Below are 18662 nucleotides of genomic sequence, written 5' to 3' on the forward strand. Positions count from 1 at the left end.
GATTTCCCTGAACGGGTGAATGTCTATAGACTTGAGAATTGTGCCTTATGTGGTTTGGGGCCAATTTGACTGTATGCGCGCGCTGGTGATTTCAGACATTCACGGGAACCTCGAAGCATTGAACGCAGTTCTTGCCGCAGCAGAGCCGTATGACGTGCTTTGGAACCTGGGCGATGTGGTGGGGTATGGCGGAAGCCCGAATGAAGTGGTGGCGCTGATGCGCGACAGGGCACAGGTGAATGTGCGCGGAAATCATGACCGGGTGTGCTGCGGGTTGACCTCGGCGGTGGGGTTTAATCCTGTGGCGCGGGCTGCGGCGGAGTGGACTAAGGCTGAATTGACCGAAGAGAATCTGGCTTGGCTGAAGGCGATGCCGCAGGGGCCGGTGGTGCCGGAGCAGCCGGGCGTGACGTGCGTGCATGGATCTCCACTGAACGAGGATCAGTACATTTTGAGCATGCGGGATGCGTGGGCTCCGCTGCAGCAGGCCGCTACTGCGATCACATTCTTTGGGCATACGCATCTGCAAGGTGGGTTCTCGCAGAGAGGTCATGACTGGCACGAGATCAGGATGCAGTTCAGGACGAGGAATGCGGCGGAGAGCTGGAAGATGCTGATTCCAGAGGGGACTCGGCATCTGATCAATCCGGGATCGGTTGGGCAGCCGAGGGATTCGGACTGGCGGGCGGCGTTTGTGATTTATGACTCGGAGGCGCGGGAGATTATCTATCATCGCGTGCCGTATGACCTGACGGCGGCGCAGGGAAGGATATTGATGGCTGGGTTGCCGGAGAGGCTGGCGGCTCGGCTGCGTGAGGGAAGATAATTTTTCTGGGGTGGTTTTTGGTGGGGGTTTTGCGAAAAATGTGGGCGCAAAACGTGGTTTTTGGGTGGTGGAAGCGTGGTTTTTGCTGGTGAAACGTGGTGAGCGGATGGCTGTTTTGTGGTGGTTTAAAAACACGCCAACTTTTCGAGATTTTTTTTGACTTCTTTTTTCCCGGCTTCAGGAGGAGTGGGCTTTATCCAGTCTTTGGCGGAAGTTCTTGGCCCAGGAGCGGAAGGCGGCGTCGATGTCGCCCCACTTCTCGAAGGCCTTGAGGCCGCTGAAGAACCTTCGACCGCTCTTGCTGGTCATGAAGGCCATCTCCACCTCTCCGGAAGCGGAGTCGACCATCTCGCCTTCGATGGAGACTTTGCCGACTTTCAGTCGCGGCACCAGTTCGCCTGCGCCGGGCGCGACCGCATGGGTCGCCACGGCAGTGGTTCCGGTTATGGCTGCGTTGGTCTTGGCGCCATTGGGCTCCACGTTGGTGATGGCGAAGCGCAAGACCATGACGCCCGGGCCGGGCTCGGTTACGAGGTTGTAGCGGCCGGCCTCGAGTTCGTCCCTGATGGCCTTTGTGAAGTATTCCTCTAGCTTGGTCTGGTCTGCCGGGTTGATGTCTTTCTGCTGGACTTCGGGGAAGAAGAAGACTTTGACGGGGTCGAGGACGAAGGTGTCGGAGTTCCTTAAGACGTCCGGGTTTTTGAAGTAGATCAGCCAGTCGGCGTTTGTCCGGTCGGGCTGAAGTCTGGAGTAGGTCTCGTCGGTCAGAAAGCCTGACTCGTGGGTGAGGAGCTTGTCCTGCTTCTTCGACGCTTCCTGCGCGTGGATGGGCGACGCGGCAAGAAGGCAGGCGGCCAGGACGGTAAGAGTTACGGCAGGTTTCAGAAGTTTCGATAGCGGGTCATTGGTTGGAATGGCTAAGCCTCGTCGATCTCGCTTGTCTTCAGAGGGTTGGATTCTGAATTGGATCTTCGAGTAGCCCGGCTACAATTGCGGCGCGGGCTATTCGGTCTGAGAGTGCGTCATGATTTTGAGGAATTTCGGATTTCCATTTGGTGCGAAATTGCGACGGGGCATTCGTGCAGTGGAGGTAAGAACAAAGGCAACGACGAATGCGGGGATCCTTCGCTGCGCTCAGGATGACGGCCCTTTTAAGGTGGGGTCCCTTTGGGGACGGGATGACGGCCTTTTGGGGCAGCATGGCGGTCCCTTGTGGGGACACGGATGGCGGCCCTTTGGATCAGAATGAAAGCCCCATGGGGTAGGATGAAGGCCCTTGGGCCGGACGAAGGCCCCACGGGCAGATGACTGCCCCGTTTGGGAACGGATGAGGCGCGATTGCTGGGCTGGATGGGCGGACTGAGGCCAGCCTTTATTTGCTCAGGATGAGTAGGGCGACGCCGTGCTTTGGGATATTGCGGGAGTAGATGCCGGTGTGTTTCCCGAGATCTTTGTTCTCCCAGACGTCGTGGAGAGTCGCCCCTTGAGCGAAGCCGATTTGAGTCAGGTCGACAGCTACGTCGCGTGAGTCGCCAGCGGTGTTGAACAGGCCGACAGCTACTCTTCCGTCGGCGAGGGGTTTGGTCCAGACGGAGAAGTCTCCGCGCTGGTAGAGGCGGGTGGCTTGCTTGCCGAGGGAGTCCTGATCGATTGCGATTGCCTCTTTGTTGAGGAGGATGCTCTTGTCTTCGGGGGACATTTTGCTGAGATCGTTGCCGGCGAGCAGAGGCGCGGCGAGGAGTGCCCAGAGGCTCATGTGGGTTCGGTACTCGTCTGTGGTCATGTGGCCGTTGCCGACTTCGAGCATGTCGGGATCGTTCCAGTGACCGGGTCCGGCGAAGGGAGCGAGATCAGCTTGTTCGAGGCCGATGATGGTCATGCGGCCGTAGGTGTCGTTGATGTCGTCGGTGGTTCGCCACATCTGTGCGCCGACTTCCGGCCCCCACTTCCAGACTTCTGCTACGCCGTACTGGCAGAGGCTGTAGAAGATCGGGCGGTTGGTCGCCTTGAGGGCGTCGCCCATCTTGCGATAGGCGTCGATCATCATCTTGAAGGCGGCATCGGTGTTGCCGTTGTTCTTTGCCGTGAGCTCGCGCATGGGGTCCTGCATGGAGCAGAGGTCGTACTTGAGAAAGTCGACGCCCCAACTGGCGTACATCTTTGCGTCCTGGACCTCGTGGCCTAGGCTGCCTTCGAAACCTCCACAGGTCTTGGGGCCGGGCGAGGAGTAGATGCCGAACTTGAGACCTTTGGAGTGGATGTAGTCGCCGAGTTTCTTCATGTCGGGAAAACGATCGTTGGGATGGAGTTCTCCGTTGGCGTCGCGGGTGCCCTGCCAGGTGTCGTCGACGTTGACGTAGATGTACCCGGCGTCGCGCATGCCGGTGGAGACGATGAGATCAGCTGCGGTTCGGACGTCCGCGTCGGTGACATGCTCTGCGAAGTGATTCCAGCTATTCCAGCCCATTGGTGGGGTTGCGGCGAGAGTGGACTGGCCGCGCAGGGTTGGCGACTGCCCGATACAGAGAAGAACGAACGGGATCAGGACTGCTTTGCGAAGAACCATCGGTTGCCTCCGAGAACTAGAGAAGCATATACCGCCGGACGGTTTTCTCTTGCGCAGACAGTCTTTGGTTGTCGGGATCTCGATGGGTCTTTGGCGAATTGAGCTTCGGGCGAGGAGGTTGAAGGTCAGCTTCGGACTCTTCTGCGGACGAGTGACAGAGTTCCGGTGAGACCGGTCGCGAGGAGGACGAGAGTGTTGGGCTCTGGCACCGCAGGCGGCGGGGTGAGATCGGTGATGGTGATGGCGGATGGGCCGCCGGTTGCGTCGAGGAAGGTCTGGGTGGTGACGGTGCCGTTGGTGTTCAGGTTGAGGAGGCCGAGGAAGCCGTCGGGATTTGCGGTGAGGATGGGCGCCATATTGTCGTCGAAGAGGCTGATGGCGAAGGTGCTGCCAGAGAGTGAGGTGCCGTTGGGGGAGTCGACTGCGGGACCGCTGAGCCCGACGGTGAAGGTGATGGGAACACCGGCTGAGGGCAGATAGATGCTGCCGAAGGCGTCGTTGTAGGGGGTTTGGTTGTCGAAGCTGATGTCGGTGGGGCCACCGCCGAAGCCATCGGAGACGTCTCCGGTGAGGGAAAAGCCGTAGTTGATGCAGCAGGTGGGCACGGAGGCGTCTGCGTAGGCGAGTTGCGTGCCGGGAAGCTGGCCGGGGTTGAACTGCAGATCGAGGAAGTACTCGAACTGGTCGCCGCTGGGGAGGGTTGAGGTGTCGATGGAGATGGAGTAGGTGTCCGCGTGAGCCGAAGGGGCGCAAGAGAGGATGAGGACGGCAAGGAGAGCGGCTGTATGGGCGAGGAAGCTGCGTGGGGTCTTGGTGGCTGAGGCGGTTTTCATGTCAGAGCGCTCCCGTGTAAGCGACGAGGGTGTAGGTGATGCTGGCGTTGAAGGGGTTGTTGAAACGGACGAGGATCTGCGCGGATTTGCCCGGGAGGAGTCCGCCGGGGATGGTGAAGAAGCCTTCGTTCTTTGGAACTGTGGGATTGGCGAGTGTGATGGTTGCGGGCAGGTTGGTGAATCCGATCTGGAGGGGGCCCGCGATGGCAGAGCTGCCGGTATTTGTGACGGTGAGGGTTCCGCTGTAGGTGTTGGTGACGCGGCTATAGACGAAGCCGGTGCTGGTGAAGTGGAGCTTCGCGGTGACGTTGGGGAAGGTGATGAGATCGAAGCGCGGGGAGGTGCTGGGCTTGTAGTCGGTCGATCCGGAGTAGTGGGCTGTCACGACGTGATCGGTGTCGGGCTGGAGGGGGATGTTGTCGATGGTGGCTTGTTTGGTGTGCTCGACGAGCTGAGTGAAGACGGTGGTAGAGAGGTTGTTGTTGTAGAGAAGGGACGCTACGTCGGGGATGCCGTCGCCGTTGTAGTCTCCGAGGGTGAAGCCCTGATAGGACAAGGTGTTTTGCGAGATGGGCGGCGAGGTGAAGCTGCCGTTGCCGTTGCCGAGAAGGATCTTCAGATTTGCGGGTGAGGCGATGAGGACGTCTTCCTTTCCGTCGCCGTTGAAGTCGGCTGCGGCTATTTGATAGGGCGTGGCGCCGGACAGGGAGATGGGAGCTTTGAGAGCGAAGGTGCCGTCGCCGTTGCCGGTGAGGAGGTCGAGGGTGCTGTCGCTGTTGGCGACGATGAGATCGGGGATGCCGTCGTCGTTGAAGTCGGCTACGTCAAGCGAGTTGACGTAGTGCGGGTAGGGAATGGAGGACTTGAGAGTGAAGGTGCCGTCGCCGTTGCCGGTGTAGATGAGGATGGGATAGATGCCGGGCGAGGTGTAGTTCTCGGAGGTGGTGATGAGGTCAGGGATGCCGTCGCCGTTGAGGTCGCGAAGTACGGTGGGGGGCCAGGTGATGAAGCTGGATGCAGGGACCGAGAGTGTGAAGGTGCCATCGCCTTTGCCGAGGAGAATAGCCGGATTGCTGAAGCTCTGGCTTCCGGAGAGCATGAGGTCGGGGATGCCGTCGCCATTGATGTCGGCTACAAGAACGGGTGGGCCGACGCAGGAGGGGATGGAAGTTGGGGTCTGGGCGGTGAAGGTGCCGTCGCCTTTGCCGAGCATGGGAGTGATGCTGCAGGAGAAGGCGTCGTAGACGGCGAGGTCGAGGATGCCGTCGCCGTTGAAGTCTCCGGAGGCGAAGGCGGGGGGGAACTCGGTGGTAAGGGGGACGGTGGTGGAGCGGAAGGTGCCGTCGCCGTTGCTGAGGAGGGTGACGAGGTTGCTGGTGCCGAGATTTATGTCTTGGTTAGCGTCGTAGGCGAGGGTGACGAGATCGGCGAGGCCGTCGTCGTTGAAGTCGCCGGAGAGGACCTGGAGGAATGAGTTGGTGTAGGTGGCGAGGGTGAAGGGAGAGAGCTGCGCCTTTGTGGGCAGGGCGTTGATGGAGGTGGTGCCGAGGGTGAGGGGGGTGCCGTTGTGGACGACGTCGGAGAAGGAGACCGTGCCGGTGAGGGGTGAGGTGCCGAGACCGCCGACGGTGGCGGAGAGGTTGTAGCGGCCGGTGGAGGGAGTGGTTGCTGTGACTGGGCCGATGGAGGATTCGCTGAGGCCGGTGATGGTGAGGGGCTGAGCGGCAGAGGTGCTGGGCTCGCGGGGGACGAGGCTGTGAGGCGTTCCCTGGAAGACAGCTTTGAGGCTGTAGGTGTTGGGACTGAGGCGGAGGTGCAGCTTTGCGGTGCCGGCGGAGGTGAGCTGGGCGGTGCCGAGGATGGCGGCGTCCTCGCAGTGGGCGGCGTTGGCGTTACAGAAGAGGACGAGGCCGGGATGGACGGGAGAGCCGGCGGAGGTGACTCTCGCGGTGAGGACGATGGCTGTGTTGGTTCCGGCGGTGGAAGGGGAGATGGTGAGGGCGGTTTGGGTGGGTGTGGGCGCCTGTGCGTGGAGCGTGGCCAGGAGAGCGAGGGTGATGGCGGATGTGCGAGAGAGCGACTTCCAGAGTGGTCTCATGATGACTCCTCGGCAACAGCAGACGAGCGAAGGAGATGCAGGTGGAATAGGACGGTTGCTGGTTTGGGCCGGTCGGTGGTCCCGATCGGGATGCTTGTGTCTCCTCGAGAGAGCAAATCTCGAATTCTGGAGGTGCAGACACGGTAGCACGGGAGGGTGAGCTTCGCGTCATGCTCTTTAGATTTAGTTCTGACTACGGTGGTAGAGAAGGCGGGTTCTCCACTGCGCAGGTCACGGTGAGACTGTGCGGCTTCGGTGGGAGGGCAATTTGTTTGGTGGAAATCCGGGTATTGAGGAGTGCGATGGCGCTCAGGCTAGTTGCTGCTCTTCGAGGGTGAGGGAGAGTTCTTCCCATTCGGTGAGGAGGCTGGTGCGTTTTGTGCGGAGTTCGTCGAGCTCGGCGGCGTCTCTCTGGGATTGATCGGCGGAGGTGAAGTTTCCTAGACGCTCCTCGGCGGCAGCGATGAGGGACTCGAGGCGGGGGATCTCTTCTTCAGCGTGTCGGAGGCGGTCTTCGAGTTGCTTGAGCTTGATTGGGTTGAGGCGTTTGATGTTTGCGTTTAGTACAGGTTCGGTGGTTGGCGCTGGGATTTCGACTACAGGGGAAGGTGTGGGTGTTGCGGCGAGCGAATTTGTGATCTGTTCGGTTACTTTTTCGGGGCCGCCCTGTTTGCGCCAGAGGTAGTCCTCGTAGTTGCCGGGGTAGATGTGGAGGCGGCGGTCTTCGACCTCGAAGACTCGGGTGGCCAGGCCGTCGATGAAGTAGCGGTCGTGCGAGACGAAGAGGACCGTGCCGGTGAAGTTGCGGATGGCGTCGAGGAGAACGTCTTTAGCGCGGAGGTCGAGGTGGTTCGTGGGCTCGTCCAAGAGTAGGAAGTTGGAGGGCGAGACGAGCATCTTGGCCATGGCGTAGCGGTTGCGCTCCCCGCCGGAGAGGACGCCTAGCTTTTTGAAGACGTCGTCGCCGGAGAACATGAAGCAGCCGAGTAGTGATCGGAGTTCGACGACGGGGACTTTGGGTGCGGCTCCGCTGATGTCGTCGAGCATGCCGGCGTTTGGGTCTAGGACTTTGTATTGGTCTTGCGCGAAGAAGTCGGAGAGGACGTTGTGGCCTTCGCGGATGGTTCCTGCGGTGGGCTCTTCCTGACGGCTCAGGAGGCGGATGAGGGTGGATTTGCCTGCGCCGTTTGCGCCTACGAGGGCGATGCGGTCGCCGCGTTCGATGGTGAAGCTTAGGTCGTCGAGGATGAGTTTTTCGCCGCCGGTGGGCGTGGGGTAGATCTTCTTGAGGTTGTTGACTTCGATCACGGTGCGGCCGCTGGCCGGGGGCTGCGGGATGGAGAAGTGGATGGTGGACTCGTCTTCGGGGACCTCGATGCGCTCGATCTTTTCGAGTTCTTTGATGCGGGACTGGACCTGTTTTGCTTTGGTGGCCTGGGCGCGGAAGCGGTTGATGAAGGCTTCGAGGGCTTCGATGCGGTCGCGCTGATTTTTGTAGGCGGACATGAGTTGTGTGCGGCGCTCTTCTTTTTGCGCGACGTACTTCTCGTAGTTGCCGTGGTAGGTGTGCATGCGCTTGTTCCAGAGTTCGACGGTTTTGTTGACGGTGACGTCGAGGAAGTAGCGGTCGTGCGAGATGAGGATGTAGGCGTTGGGGTAGTCGTGGAGGTAGTTTTCGAGCCAGTTGCGGGACTCGATGTCGAGGTGGTTGGTGGGCTCGTCGAGCAGGAGGAGGGATGGTTTTTGCAGGAGGAGCTTGGCGAGGGCGATGCGCATCTGCCAGCCGCCGGAGAACTCTTCGGTGTTGCGGTCCCAGTCTTCTTTGGAGAAGCCGAGGCCGCCGAGGACTGCGCCTACCTGCGAGTCGAGGTTGTAGATGTCGTGGACGTGGAGTTGGTCGGCGATGTCGGAGTAGCGCTCGGCGGCAGTGGCGTACTCTTTCGATTTGGGGTCGGCTTCGGAGAGGACGGTGGTGAGGGCGATGGATTCGCGCTCGAGCTCGTGGAGGTGGTCGAAGACGGAGAGACACTCGGCGAAGACGGTGCGGCCGCGGAGGGCGAGGCCGTCCTGCGGGAGGTAGCCGAGGGTGACGCCCTTGTTGCGGGTGATGGTGCCGTAGTCGAGGGACTCGATGCCGCCTATGATCTTGAGAAGGGTGGACTTGCCGGTGCCGTTGCCGCCGACCAGACCTGTGCGCTCGTCTGGGTTGATGAGCCAGTTCGCGTCTTCGAAGAGGAGTTTTTGGCCGAAGCGTTTGCCGGCTGCTGAGAGTTGGAGCATGTGTTTCTATTTTCTCATTGGAGCGTGAAACGCGTGTGTGTCCTGCCGGACGGGCGCCCTGCGCGGGCGGCGGTCACTTCGTGACTTGTGTACCGGTCTTGGCGGGTCATTTGCACAGGGCCTCCCGTTAGTCGGCACGGAATTTAGTTTGCGACCAGCGGGAGCACCTCGCGAAGCAATTGTGGGTCACGAAGTGACCCCTGCCCGCGCAGGGCGCTCGTCCGGCAGGACAGAATTTAGATGAGCTTGTTGTCCATGTTTGCTGTTCTTCTCCGTCTAACAGTGTGTTTTCATACTCATGCTGTGCTCCAGGGATATCTCATGATCCGATGTTTCGCTTTTCTGCCTCTGCTTGCCTTCTCTTATGTCGTGGCGCAGGAGCCCACGACCGCGCCGACCCGGCTCACCATCTACAACCAGGACTTTGCCGTCGCTCGCACGACGGTTCCGCTCGATCTCCACGCGGGATCGAACGAAGTTCTGACGACGAATGTGACAAGGCAACTTGAGCCGGATTCGGTGGTGCTTCGCGACCCGAGTGGTCGCAATCTAGTGCGTGTGGCCGAGCAGAACTATGACGCGGCGGTGGTGGACCAGCAGTGGATGATGGAGAAGTACGAGGGCAAGACGATCGATTTTCAGATTCAAGGACCGCAGGTGAGGGAGAGTGCAACGGGTGAGCGGCAGGTGGTTCCGGCGACAACTGTGGAGGGCCGGATCATTCGAGCGGGCGGGCAGGCGGCGAATGGATATCCGTATAACCAACCGTTGATCGAAGTTGGCGGGAAGATGCAGTTCTCCATGCCTGGGACTCCGGTGTTTCCGGCGACGACGGACGGCTTGTTGTTGAAGCCTACGCTGCGGTGGCAGATTGATGCCGAGAAGGCTGCGCGGTTCTCTGCGGAGCTTGATTACATTACACATGGGATGAACTGGCAGGCCACCTACAACGTGGTGGTGCCGGAGACAGCCGATACGACGGGGCCGGAGCTGGCTGAGATTATCGGCTGGGTGACCATCGAGAACAAGACGGGTAGCGACTTTCCTGAAGCGACGATTCAGTTGATGGCGGGGGATGTGGCGAAGATCCAGGAGTTGCAGGGCCGATATCGTACTTGGGCGAATGTCAACCAGAGCGTCGCGGTTCTAGCTTCGGCAGGTCCCCAAGTCACTCAGAAGGCGTTTGACGATTTCCATCTGTACGATCTTCATCGCACGGTCTCGCTTCGTAATGAGGAGACGAAGCAGGTGCAGTTTCTCGAGGCCTCGAATGTGACCGTTCGGCGGACGTATCAGTTTGAAGGAAACGGCACTGTGGAGCAGGTTTTTTATCCTGGATACCATAACGATCAGGTCGGATTTTCGCACTCCGGCAACACCCATGTTTCGATCTTTGAGGAGATCAAGAACTCTGAGTCGAACCATCTCGGGATGCCTTTGCCCGCAGGCCGTCTGCGTCTTTATCGGCGCGATACCGGTGGCCAGATGCAGTTTGTGGGAGAGAACATGATCATGCACACGCCGGCGGAGCAGACAGTAAAAGTGATTAGTGGGAGCGCCTTCGACCTGACTGCGGCGCGGCGTCAGACCGACTTCAAAGTGGACAATATGAGGCGGGAGATGGATGAGAGCTTTGAGATCAAGCTCTCGAATCAGAAGGCCCAGCCGGTGACGATTCACGCCGTGGAACACATGGGTCGCGGAGAGAACTGGGAGATCGTCGCAAAGTCTGCTGAGTTCACCAAACGTGACAGCTCCACGATCGACTTCCCCGTGACGGTGCCAGCGAAAGGCGAAGCGATCCTCAGCTACACGGTGCACTATAGCTGGTAGAGCGACATTCCATGGGTGAAGGGTGGTTTGTGGGAGGTCGGCGGGATAGTGTGGATGGGATGCGTGGCTAGAGTCAGGGAATCCGCTTTAGGGCTGCGGTTCGTACTTAGAGTGACATGCGATTCCGTTCGGCAGTGCTTATCTCGGTGATGGCGATTACAGTTTCGGGCGGGGCTTCGGGTCCGACTCCGCAAGCGGCTTTGCATTGGCAGGCCTGGTCGGATGGAGCGTTTGTACAGGCTCGGGCAGAGCATAAGTTTGTGCTGCTGGATCTGGAGGCGGTGTGGTGCCACTGGTGCCACGTGATGGATGATGTGACGTATCGCGATCCGGCGGTGGTGCGGCTGCTGAATCAGAAGTATGTGCTGGTGAAGGTGGATCAGGACTCGCGGCCGGATATCTCGAATCGGTATCAGGACTATGGATGGCCGGCCACGGTGGTGTTCGCGGCGGATGGCTCGGAGATTGTGAAGCGGCAGGGGTATCTGCCGCCGCGGCTGATGTCGTCGATGTTGCAGGCGATTATTGATGATCCTTCGCCGGGGCCGAGTGTCGAGAGGGAGGCAACGTTTCGGCCTGCTTCGGGATCGGCGATCAGTGCGGGGTTGTTGACGCGAATTGAAACGCTGTATGAGAAGCAGTATGACAAGCCCATCGGAGGGTGGGGGTTTGTTCATAAGTATCTGGATGAAGAGTCGGTGGAGTATGCGATGCGTCAGGGTGCGCGGGGGAACCGCGAGTATGCGAAGCGCGCGGCCGATACGCTGCACGATGCGACGAACCTGCTGGACCCGGTGTGGGGCGGGATGTACCAGTACTCGGTGGGGAGGCATTGGACGGAGCCGCACTTTGAGAAGCTGATCTCAATCCAGGCGGATGAGTTGCGGGAGTATTCGCTGGCTTATGCGGAGACGCAGAATCCGGAGGATTTGAAGGCGGCACAATCTGTGCATCGTTACGTTACAAATTTTCTAACTGCGCCTTCGGCGGGTGTGTTCTTCGTGTCGCAGGATGCGGATCTGCATGATGGGCAGGAGAATGAGGCTTACTTCAAACTGCAGGATGCGGGCCGGCGCGCGCAGGGGATGCCGCGGGTGGATACGCATGTTTATTCTCGTGAGAATGGGTGGATGATCGCTGCGTTGTGCGACTACTACGCTGCAAGTGGCGATGGGTCGGCGTTGTTGCAGGCTCAGCGTGCGGCGGCTTGGATCGTGGTGCATCGTAGCTTGCCTGGCGGGGGATTTCGGCATGACGATGTGGATGCGGGTGGGCCTTATCTCGGCGATACGCTGGCGATGGGGCAGGCTTTTCTGGCGCTCTATAACGTTACGGGGGATCGAGGCGATTTGAAGGCTGCGGCTGCGACGGGGCAGTATATTGCGGCACACTTTGCTCCTGCGGTGGCGGGTGGGGGATTTGTTACGGCACAGAAGCCTACGGATGCTGCGTATCGGCCGCATCCTGATCGTGATGAAAATGTTGCGGTGGTGAGGTTTGCTTCGGCGCTTGCGGTGGCGTCCGGGGAGGAAAGGTTTCGGGCTGCTGCTGCGGAGGCGATGCGGTATCTTGCGGCGGAGTCAGTTGCGCTGCTGCCGCTGTCGGCTGGGGTGCTGCTTGCGAATGAGGATATGACGGAGGCTCCGATTCATGTGACCGTGGTTGGTCCGGCGGCGAGTGCCAATGTGATAGCGCTGCATGCGGCTGCGCTGCGCTCGATTACGTCGCATGAGTTGATTGAGGTACGCGACCCAGCGGACCCGGCTCCGCTGCCGACCAGTGTTACGTATCCTGCGTTGAAGCAGGCCGCGCTGTTTCTTTGTACGGCGCATGCTTGCTCGTCGCCGATCTTTCGTGGGGAGGATGTTCGCGCGAAGATTCAACGGGCAGAGCTTCAGGCGCGTTAGGCGGGCGTTAGGTGCCGACGTTTTGTGTTGGAGATCGGGGATTCCCTGCATGCAGGTGCGATTTCTGCGGTGTTCTGGCTTGGTGGGATGCCGAGACTGGGTTTCAGAAAGAGAGCTGGAGGAGTTCGGAAATGAACAGTCTTTTGTAAGTTTGGACGGTGCCGGGTGTGTGGGGTGTTGGTCAGCTTGTCGTTATGTTTTGCTGAATCCATGGGTTACGGGTTTTGACCGGAGCCGGAGCTTTGGTTGAGGAATTGCATGTTTACCTTTGCGGAGTTTCGCTTGCGGAGGCTGGGGATGTCTTATTTCGAACGGGTTCGCGATGTGGTCTCGGGGCCCTTTAGCCCTGAGATTATGAGGCAGCGTATGGCTGCCGGCTGGCAATTGGTGTCGATCGAGTGGAGGCGGGAGCTGCCGGATCAGGAGGCTCCGAGGGCGGGAGTGTTTGGTGAAGAGATTCCCTACGGTCTGCGGATCTCGGAGGACTGTCAGAGGCTGGAGGTCCATCCGAGAGAGAACCAGACGCTGATGCTGATGATGGAGCTGCTGGGGCAGGACTTCTCGTATGCGAGCATCGTCAGCGACCTGAATGAGAAGGGGTTTCGGATGAGGAACGGCGGGCCGTGGAACCGGGTGGCGGTGTTCAACATGATGCCGCGGTTGATCGAGGCGGGGCCGAGGCTGTTTTCGTCGCAGGAGTGGAAGGGGCGGGAGAAGAGGTTGTCTCAGCTAAAGAGTCCTGAGGGGCTTTAGCTGTGCTGCCGGGTTCTATCGTTGATTCTGTGCCACTCGTCGAAGCTCGACTCAAAGTCGGTGCCCGGAGCGTGATTTCTATAGGAGATACAGAGACGAGGGATTAGAGTGGACGGCCAGAGGCGCGTCCCGAGTGAAAGATCTAATCGACAAGCTGGTTGGAGCTCTTCCGTTCTTTGGTCGGAGGTTGGTGGCGCTGCTTCCCGCTCCGAAGAGCGCTGTTCTGGCATTGGATCTCGAGTCGGACTCGGCGCTGGAAGAGGCTTTTACGTTCGTTGCTGTGTGTTTCGGGATAGCTTTTCTTGCGCAGATTCCGTTTTTCTTTGGCAAGGAGAACAGGGAGGTGCTGTTCGGCATACTCGCTGTGCAGTCCGCGTTGGCGTTTGCGCTGAACGTTGTGCTGGCCGTCGTGGTTTGGAAGGTGGTGGGGGGAAGGCTTGCCTGGAAGAAGGTTGTTGCCGCTACCTGTTATTTTTCGGGGGTGTCGACGCTGCTATTTCTGTTCTTCTCGCTGGTGGGGGCGGGAGCTTTCAAGGTGCTGGATGGGGTTGGATATCAACAGGTGATGAGCGGAAACGCTACAGATGCGGCGGCCCTGTCGGCAAGCAGTGGCTTCAGGATCTTTCTTATCTTCCTGGGGTTGGGGTTCGTGGCTACCTATGTGTGGATCTTCTGCGTCTGGGGAGCCTATCGCGAGCTGATGCAGGTGTCGAAGGGGCGCTCTACGGTTGCGTTGATTCTCTTTGTGCTTCTTAGCCCGGTGTTGTTCCTGGTGCAGATGGCGATGTCGGCAACGTTGGCGCAGTCGGGTGGTCCAGCGTTGCCTGACGATCTGCTTGGACAGTGGCAGTTGGTTCAGCAGTCTGACAGTGAGGGAGTGCATTCGGCACGCTCGGTGCTGTATACGTTTTCTCCTCCGCGGTGGAAGATGATGCGAGCCGGGGAGTACTTTTTGACGGATATTCATGGTTCGTCTAACGGCAAGTGTCTGATCACGACGATGAAACAGGAGTTTGGGCAGGTATCGGTGCAGGGTTCGACCATGGATCTTATGCCGGCTAGACGAACGGAGACGAAAAAGGATCAATGTGCCGGCGTGACGGTGGAGGCGGCTACGGATCTCAGTAAGACGGAGTACCACTACAAGATCGATCAAGAGCCAAGTGGGTGGACGCTGTGCTTGAACGATCGATTCGGACAGACCTGTTTGACTCCTAAGAAGCATTAGCCACCCCGCTGCGAGGCGTGCTAAAGCTGAAGCTGGTGGTAGAGCTTTGCGGGATTATGGCGCTCGACTGTCGCGAAAACTCCGTCTCCGCGGTATTTTTCGGGTGGGCTCCGGCTTTTGGCGGTCTATGAGCGTCCAAACAGCAGAGGAACAATTTGAGCGAGACAGATACGGAGACCGTGGTGCCGGTGGAGCGTCAGCGCTGGTGGGGGTGGCGTTGGGTGCTGTGGACTGGTGCGGTGTTTGTGCTGGTGGCGATTGCGGGTGCTCTGGCGGTGGAGTGGGGTCTGAGGCAGGTGCAGCCGATGCTGCGGAAGAAGGTGGTCGAGACGCTTTCGGCGCGGTTTCATAGCCCGGTGGAGCTGGACCGGCTTGAGCTTGCGATGAGCAGGGACATGATTGTTACTGGTGGAGGGCTGCGGATTCTCTACCTGGCGGGACCGACGAAGCCGGATGCGAGTCCGAATGCGCCGCCGATGCTGGTAGTCGATCGATTTGAGTTCAGGACAGGATGGAGCGAGTTGCTGCGGCCTACGACTCGATTAGTCACGGTGAAGGTGCAGGGGCTTCGGGTGAATATTCCACCGAAGGGAGATCGAGGACAGGGGCCTGATGATCCGAGGCGGAAGGGGCAGTCGGCTCTGGGGATTGCGGTCGACCGGATCGAGTGCACGGATGCAAAGGTGACTCTGGAGACGAGCAAGCCGGGGAAGAAGCCCTTGGAGTTTGCTATTAAGAGCCTGGTGCTGACCGATGTGGGGTCGAAGAAGCCGTTGAACTATACGGCGCTACTGGTGAATCCGAAGCCAGTGGGGGATGTGCAGTCGACGGGGCACTTTGGGCCATGGCAGGACGACAATCCGCGGGATACGCCGCTTGACGGGGATTACACGTTCAGTCATGCGGACCTGTCTTCGATTCATGGGTTGGGTGGGGTCTTGTCTTCGACGGGAAGGTTTGGCGGAACGCTGGGGAACTTGACGGCGGATGGGACTACGGAGACTGCGGACTTTCGACTGGATATCAGCGACCATCCGGTGCCTCTGCATACGGAGTTTCATGCGGTGGTGGATGGGACGACGGGAGATACGTGGCTGGATCCGGTGCGGGCGCGGCTTGGCAGGACCGAGATTACGGCACGAGGTGCTGTGACGAGGGCGGTGGGGGTGCAGGGGCATAACACCGATCTCAATGTGGTGATCGGGAAGGGGCGGCTTGAGGATATTTTTAGCCTCGTGTTGAAGTCGAATCCGCCGCTGATGCGTGGGGAGTTGGCGGCAAAGGTGCATTTTCTCGATCCTGCGGGGCCGGTGAGCGTGTCGCGAAAGATGAGGTTGGAGGGTACGTTCGCGATCAGCGATGCCATGATGAACAATCCCGAGATGCAGGCGAAGATGGACGCGCTGAGTATGAGGGCGCAGGGGAAGCCGAAGCAGGCAAACCCGCAGGATGCGGAGGTAGTGGGTTCGGCGCTGAGCGGAAAGTTTACGATTGCGAATGCGGTGTTGGAGGTGAAGGATCTGAACTACCAGATGCCTGGGGCGCAGATGCTGGCGGACGGGCAGATGCAACTGGTTGCGAGCACGTTTGAGTTTCATGGGACGGTGAAGACGCAGGCGACGGCGTCGCAGATGACGACGGGTTGGAAGAGCATGCTGCTGACTCCATTCGACAAGCTGCTGAAGAAAAATGGTGCGGGGCTTGAGCTGCCGGTCAAGGTGACGGGGACTCGGTCGACGTATGATCTGCGGCTTGATTTTCCGCACGATACGCATGCTCCTGCGGCGCTGCCAACGCCCGCAAAATCAGCGAAGTGAAGGAAGGGGAGCCTCGCATGATCCTTCCGTTGGAGAGACAAGGACGAGGCGCTCTGCTAGTGTCAGACTTAGAGTTATTCGAGCGGAAGAGGTTTTGCGCAGAACGTTTGATGCGGAGTTTGATGTCCGGACAGCCACAACTATTTCCGAACCCTGAGCCGACTGTGGAAGAACCGACGGTAAGCCAGGGAGAACCTGCAAAGAGATCAGCGCCGGTGTGGCTGCAACGGCTGTCGCTGTTTGTGCTGGTGTTGTTCTGCGTGTACCTGGGCGTGCTGGTGATGGTGCTTCCGTGGTGGACGCGGATATGGGACCGGAACGAGTTTATTCTGGCGAGGCCGTGGCTGACGGCAGTGTTGCATAACGGCGCGGTGCGGGGGATGATCTCCGGGCTGGGACTGCTGGATATCTGGATCGGTATCTCTGAGGCGGTGCATTACCGCGACTACCGGGGATGAGCGATTTCAAATGAGTGAGAGAGTATGAACCCAAAGGTACCGGACGCGCTGGAGCAGGCTCCGCTGGCGTATGAGAATGCGGAGTTCTTGAGCTCGCCGGATGGGCGGATGCTGCGGATACTGGCGGAGTATCAGGAGCCGATGGCGCGGTTTCGGCGGGAGCGGATTCAGGATACGGTGGTGTTCTTTGGGTCGGCTCGGTTTCGAGCGCTGGACGTGGCGAGCTCCGAGCTGGAGCTGCTGGCGAACACGGGTTCGAGCGAGCCTGCACCCAAGGCGGAGCAGCCCGCAAGTCCTGAGGAGATAGCGAGCGGAGAGGCCAGCGCTCAGAAGCTACGGCTGGCGGAGGCTGCGGTGGAAATGGCTCATTATTACGAAGACGCGCGGCGGCTGGCGGGGTTGGTCGCTTCCTGGTCGAAGACGCTGCCCGGGCGGCGGCACAGATTTGTGGTTACTTCGGGCGGCGGGCCGGGGATTATGGAGGCGGCCAATCGTGGGGCGTATGAGGCTGGATGCAAGACGATTGGTTTGAATATCAAGCTGCCGTTCGAGCAGCATCCGAATCCGTACATTACGCCGGCGCTTAGCTTTGACTTTCATTATTTTTTTATGCGGAAGTACTGGTTCGCTTATCTGGCAAAGGCCTTGGTGGTTTTTCCGGGCGGCTTCGGAACGCTGGATGAGATGTTCGAGCTGCTGACGCTGGCGCAGACCAGAAAACTGGCGAAGAAGATCACGGTGGTGGTCTACGGGTCTAGCTATTGGAAGAATGTGATCAATATGGAGCTGTTGGCGGCGAAGGGTGCGATTGCGCAGGCGGACCTTGAGCTGTTTCAGTTTGCGGATACGCCGGAGCAGGCGTTTGCGTTGCTGAAGACGGGGCTGACGGAGAATCATCTCGAGTCGGACTATGAACGTGAGCAGGCGAGGATGGAGAAGCAGGAGATTCCTGATGATCCGGCGCCGAGCGTGCAGGAGATGATGGGGCCAGATATCGCGAAGACGCGGTAGGGAGTGACTTGCAACCCCCTGCGCGAGCTTGTCTCCGTTAGCCGACCTGCCACAACTTTGTCGCTTCCTCGGCGATGAGATCCGGCATCTCTTCCGGGAAGAACAGATTTGCTCCTTCAACCCGTCGCACGCCGCGGGATCCCGGCAGGGTACGGTCGAGCCACTCGGCCCACTCTACTCCAAAGAGGGTATCCTTCAGCCCCCAGACCATTCGAGCCGGTCCCTTCCATTGCCTGAGGTCTTCGCGAATCGGCACCAGGACGTTTGTTGCGAGGGAGATCGCGTATTGATTGACTTGTGATTTTCGCAATGGAGATTCGACCAGTGGACGCAGGTAGGTCTCGATTGTTTCATCGGAGAAGCGCTCGGGATAGGTATAGGTCAGGCCGCCAAGCCCCTTTGCAGAACGAGCGAGTTCTTTGTCGTTCAACTCTGGAACGAGGACGCGGTCGACAAATGTTCCCTTTTTGGCCAGTGCGACGAATGGCAGGAAGCCGGGTGGCGGGTTGTTCTCGTCGACGTCGCAGTTGGTGAGCAAAAGTGTTCGCACGCGTTGGGGATGCCGGGCCAGAAAGAGCTGGGAGACGAGGCCGCCGCTATCGTTTGCCACCAGATCGACCGTGTCGATGTGCAGGGAGTCGAGCAGCGCTGCGAGCATGGCCACCTGAGACTCCGGCGTGATGACCTGACCCTCAGGGGTCTCGGTGTAGCCAAGTCCCATCACGTCGGGTGCAATGCAACGTCGATGCTTATGCAGCCGCTCAAGGGCTCCACGCCACTGAAAGCCGTTCAACGGATATCCATGGACGAAGAGGGCAGCTGGGCCGCGACCGTGCTCGACATAAGCGACACGGCTCATGGGCAGCGAGGCATAGCGGCGCGAACGGAGGTACCAGGCGGCATCGATGTGCTCGGACTGTCTTGCAAATGCCTGTGATTCCAGTATGGTGGCCATGATCATCCCCGATGTATTTTTCAAAAATTCTCTGCGTCTCATGAGAGGAGTATGGCGTGCCGGTGCGGTTGGGTGCGCGCACGTTTCGATGCTTTCG

The 18662-nt window shown here is 59.4% G+C and carries 15 protein-coding genes; 9 read left to right on the top strand and 6 right to left on the bottom strand.

What is annotated here, in order from left to right:
• The first annotated feature begins 73 nt into the window (after window positions 1-73).
• Together RBB81_RS05860 and RBB81_RS05865 are read left to right on the top strand one after the other, a co-directional pair.
• Window positions 74-826 (top strand): metallophosphoesterase family protein, encoded by a 753-nt coding sequence (locus RBB81_RS05860; protein ID WP_423248066.1) that lies wholly within the window; start codon window positions 74-76, stop codon window positions 824-826.
• Window positions 813-986, top strand: a complete 174-nt coding sequence (locus tag RBB81_RS05865) for a hypothetical protein (protein ID WP_183790468.1) — start codon at window positions 813-815, stop codon at window positions 984-986. Before RBB81_RS05860 ends, RBB81_RS05865 begins: the two co-directional genes overlap by 14 nt.
• Window positions 987-1003: 17 nt before the next feature.
• On the opposite strand, the gene RBB81_RS05870 is transcribed toward RBB81_RS05865, so the two are convergent.
• The 5 genes from RBB81_RS05870 to RBB81_RS05890 form a co-directional block, all read right to left on the bottom strand.
• Window positions 1004-1795: a DUF3313 domain-containing protein gene (locus RBB81_RS05870; protein ID WP_353073902.1), complete on the bottom strand. Its 792-nt coding sequence runs from the start codon at window positions 1793-1795 to the stop codon at window positions 1004-1006.
• 403 nt (window positions 1796-2198) lie between these two features.
• Window positions 2199-3392, bottom strand: a complete 1194-nt coding sequence (locus RBB81_RS05875; RefSeq protein ID WP_353073041.1) for a glycoside hydrolase family 27 protein — start codon at window positions 3390-3392, stop codon at window positions 2199-2201.
• 125 nt (window positions 3393-3517) lie between these two features.
• Window positions 3518-4225 (bottom strand): NF038129 family PEP-CTERM protein, encoded by a 708-nt coding sequence (locus tag RBB81_RS05880; RefSeq protein WP_353073042.1) that lies wholly within the window; start codon window positions 4223-4225, stop codon window positions 3518-3520.
• 1 nt (window position 4226) lies between these two features.
• Window positions 4227-6323, bottom strand: a complete 2097-nt coding sequence (locus RBB81_RS05885; protein ID WP_353073043.1) for an FG-GAP repeat domain-containing protein — start codon at window positions 6321-6323, stop codon at window positions 4227-4229.
• A gap of 309 nt (window positions 6324-6632) precedes the next feature.
• Window positions 6633-8603 (bottom strand): ABC-F family ATP-binding cassette domain-containing protein, encoded by a 1971-nt coding sequence (locus RBB81_RS05890; protein WP_353073044.1) that lies wholly within the window; start codon window positions 8601-8603, stop codon window positions 6633-6635.
• Window positions 8604-8924: 321 nt separating this feature from the next.
• Between RBB81_RS05890 and RBB81_RS05895 the strand changes: the two genes are divergently transcribed.
• The 7 genes from RBB81_RS05895 to RBB81_RS05925 all read left to right on the top strand — a co-directional run bounded on the left by RBB81_RS05895 (window position 8925) and on the right by RBB81_RS05925 (window position 17610).
• Entirely contained in the window at window positions 8925-10436 is a 1512-nt protein-coding gene (locus tag RBB81_RS05895; RefSeq protein WP_246373680.1) for a DUF4139 domain-containing protein, read from the top strand.
• 116 nt (window positions 10437-10552) lie between these two features.
• Window positions 10553-12343, top strand: coding sequence for a DUF255 domain-containing protein (locus RBB81_RS05900; RefSeq protein ID WP_183790459.1), 1791 nt, complete (start codon window positions 10553-10555; stop codon window positions 12341-12343).
• A gap of 297 nt (window positions 12344-12640) precedes the next feature.
• The gene (locus RBB81_RS05905; protein ID WP_179581042.1) at window positions 12641-13096 is read left to right on the top strand and encodes a recombinase family protein; all 456 of its coding nucleotides are present in this window, start codon (window positions 12641-12643) and stop codon (window positions 13094-13096) included.
• 133 nt (window positions 13097-13229) lie between these two features.
• Entirely contained in the window at window positions 13230-14324 is a 1095-nt protein-coding gene (locus RBB81_RS05910) for a hypothetical protein (protein ID WP_179581044.1), read from the top strand.
• Window positions 14325-14479: 155 nt separating this feature from the next.
• A complete protein-coding gene (locus tag RBB81_RS05915) occupies window positions 14480-16141 on the top strand; it encodes an AsmA-like C-terminal region-containing protein (RefSeq protein WP_353073045.1) in 1662 nt (553 codons plus the stop codon).
• A 122-nt stretch (window positions 16142-16263) separates the two neighbouring features.
• The gene (locus tag RBB81_RS05920; protein ID WP_179581048.1) at window positions 16264-16599 is read left to right on the top strand and encodes a hypothetical protein; all 336 of its coding nucleotides are present in this window, start codon (window positions 16264-16266) and stop codon (window positions 16597-16599) included.
• 24 nt (window positions 16600-16623) lie between these two features.
• Entirely contained in the window at window positions 16624-17610 is a 987-nt protein-coding gene (locus RBB81_RS05925) for a TIGR00730 family Rossman fold protein (protein ID WP_179581050.1), read from the top strand.
• Between the two features lie 37 nt (window positions 17611-17647).
• Here the strand turns inward: RBB81_RS05925 and RBB81_RS05930 are convergent, their stop codons facing one another.
• Window positions 17648-18565, bottom strand: a complete 918-nt coding sequence (locus tag RBB81_RS05930) for an alpha/beta fold hydrolase (protein WP_218892286.1) — start codon at window positions 18563-18565, stop codon at window positions 17648-17650.
• Window positions 18566-18662: the final 97 nt, after the last annotated feature.

The organism is Tunturibacter gelidoferens, assembly GCF_040358255.1.
GTDB classification, from domain to species: Bacteria; Acidobacteriota; Terriglobia; order Terriglobales; family Acidobacteriaceae; genus Edaphobacter; species Edaphobacter gelidiferens.

Excerpts from the sequence above, each read along its gene's own strand:
- RBB81_RS05930 (WP_218892286.1), bottom strand. The coding sequence starts at position 18,565 with ATGGCCACCATACTGGAATCACAGGCATTTGCAAGACAGTCCGAGCAC.
- RBB81_RS05860 (WP_423248066.1), top strand. The coding sequence starts at position 74 with ATGCGCGCGCTGGTGATTTCAGACATTCACGGGAACCTCGAAGCATTG.
- RBB81_RS05880 (WP_353073042.1), bottom strand. The coding sequence starts at position 4,225 with ATGAAAACCGCCTCAGCCACCAAGACCCCACGCAGCTTCCTCGCCCAT.
- RBB81_RS05885 (WP_353073043.1), bottom strand. The coding sequence starts at position 6,323 with ATGAGACCACTCTGGAAGTCGCTCTCTCGCACATCCGCCATCACCCTC.
- RBB81_RS05875 (WP_353073041.1), bottom strand. The coding sequence starts at position 3,392 with ATGGTTCTTCGCAAAGCAGTCCTGATCCCGTTCGTTCTTCTCTGTATC.
- RBB81_RS05925 (WP_179581050.1), top strand. The coding sequence starts at position 16,624 with ATGAACCCAAAGGTACCGGACGCGCTGGAGCAGGCTCCGCTGGCGTAT.
- RBB81_RS05895 (WP_246373680.1), top strand. The coding sequence starts at position 8,925 with ATGATCCGATGTTTCGCTTTTCTGCCTCTGCTTGCCTTCTCTTATGTC.
- RBB81_RS05905 (WP_179581042.1), top strand. The coding sequence starts at position 12,641 with ATGTCTTATTTCGAACGGGTTCGCGATGTGGTCTCGGGGCCCTTTAGC.
- RBB81_RS05920 (WP_179581048.1), top strand. The coding sequence starts at position 16,264 with ATGTCCGGACAGCCACAACTATTTCCGAACCCTGAGCCGACTGTGGAA.
- RBB81_RS05890 (WP_353073044.1), bottom strand. The coding sequence starts at position 8,603 with ATGCTCCAACTCTCAGCAGCCGGCAAACGCTTCGGCCAAAAACTCCTC.
- RBB81_RS05900 (WP_183790459.1), top strand. The coding sequence starts at position 10,553 with ATGCGATTCCGTTCGGCAGTGCTTATCTCGGTGATGGCGATTACAGTT.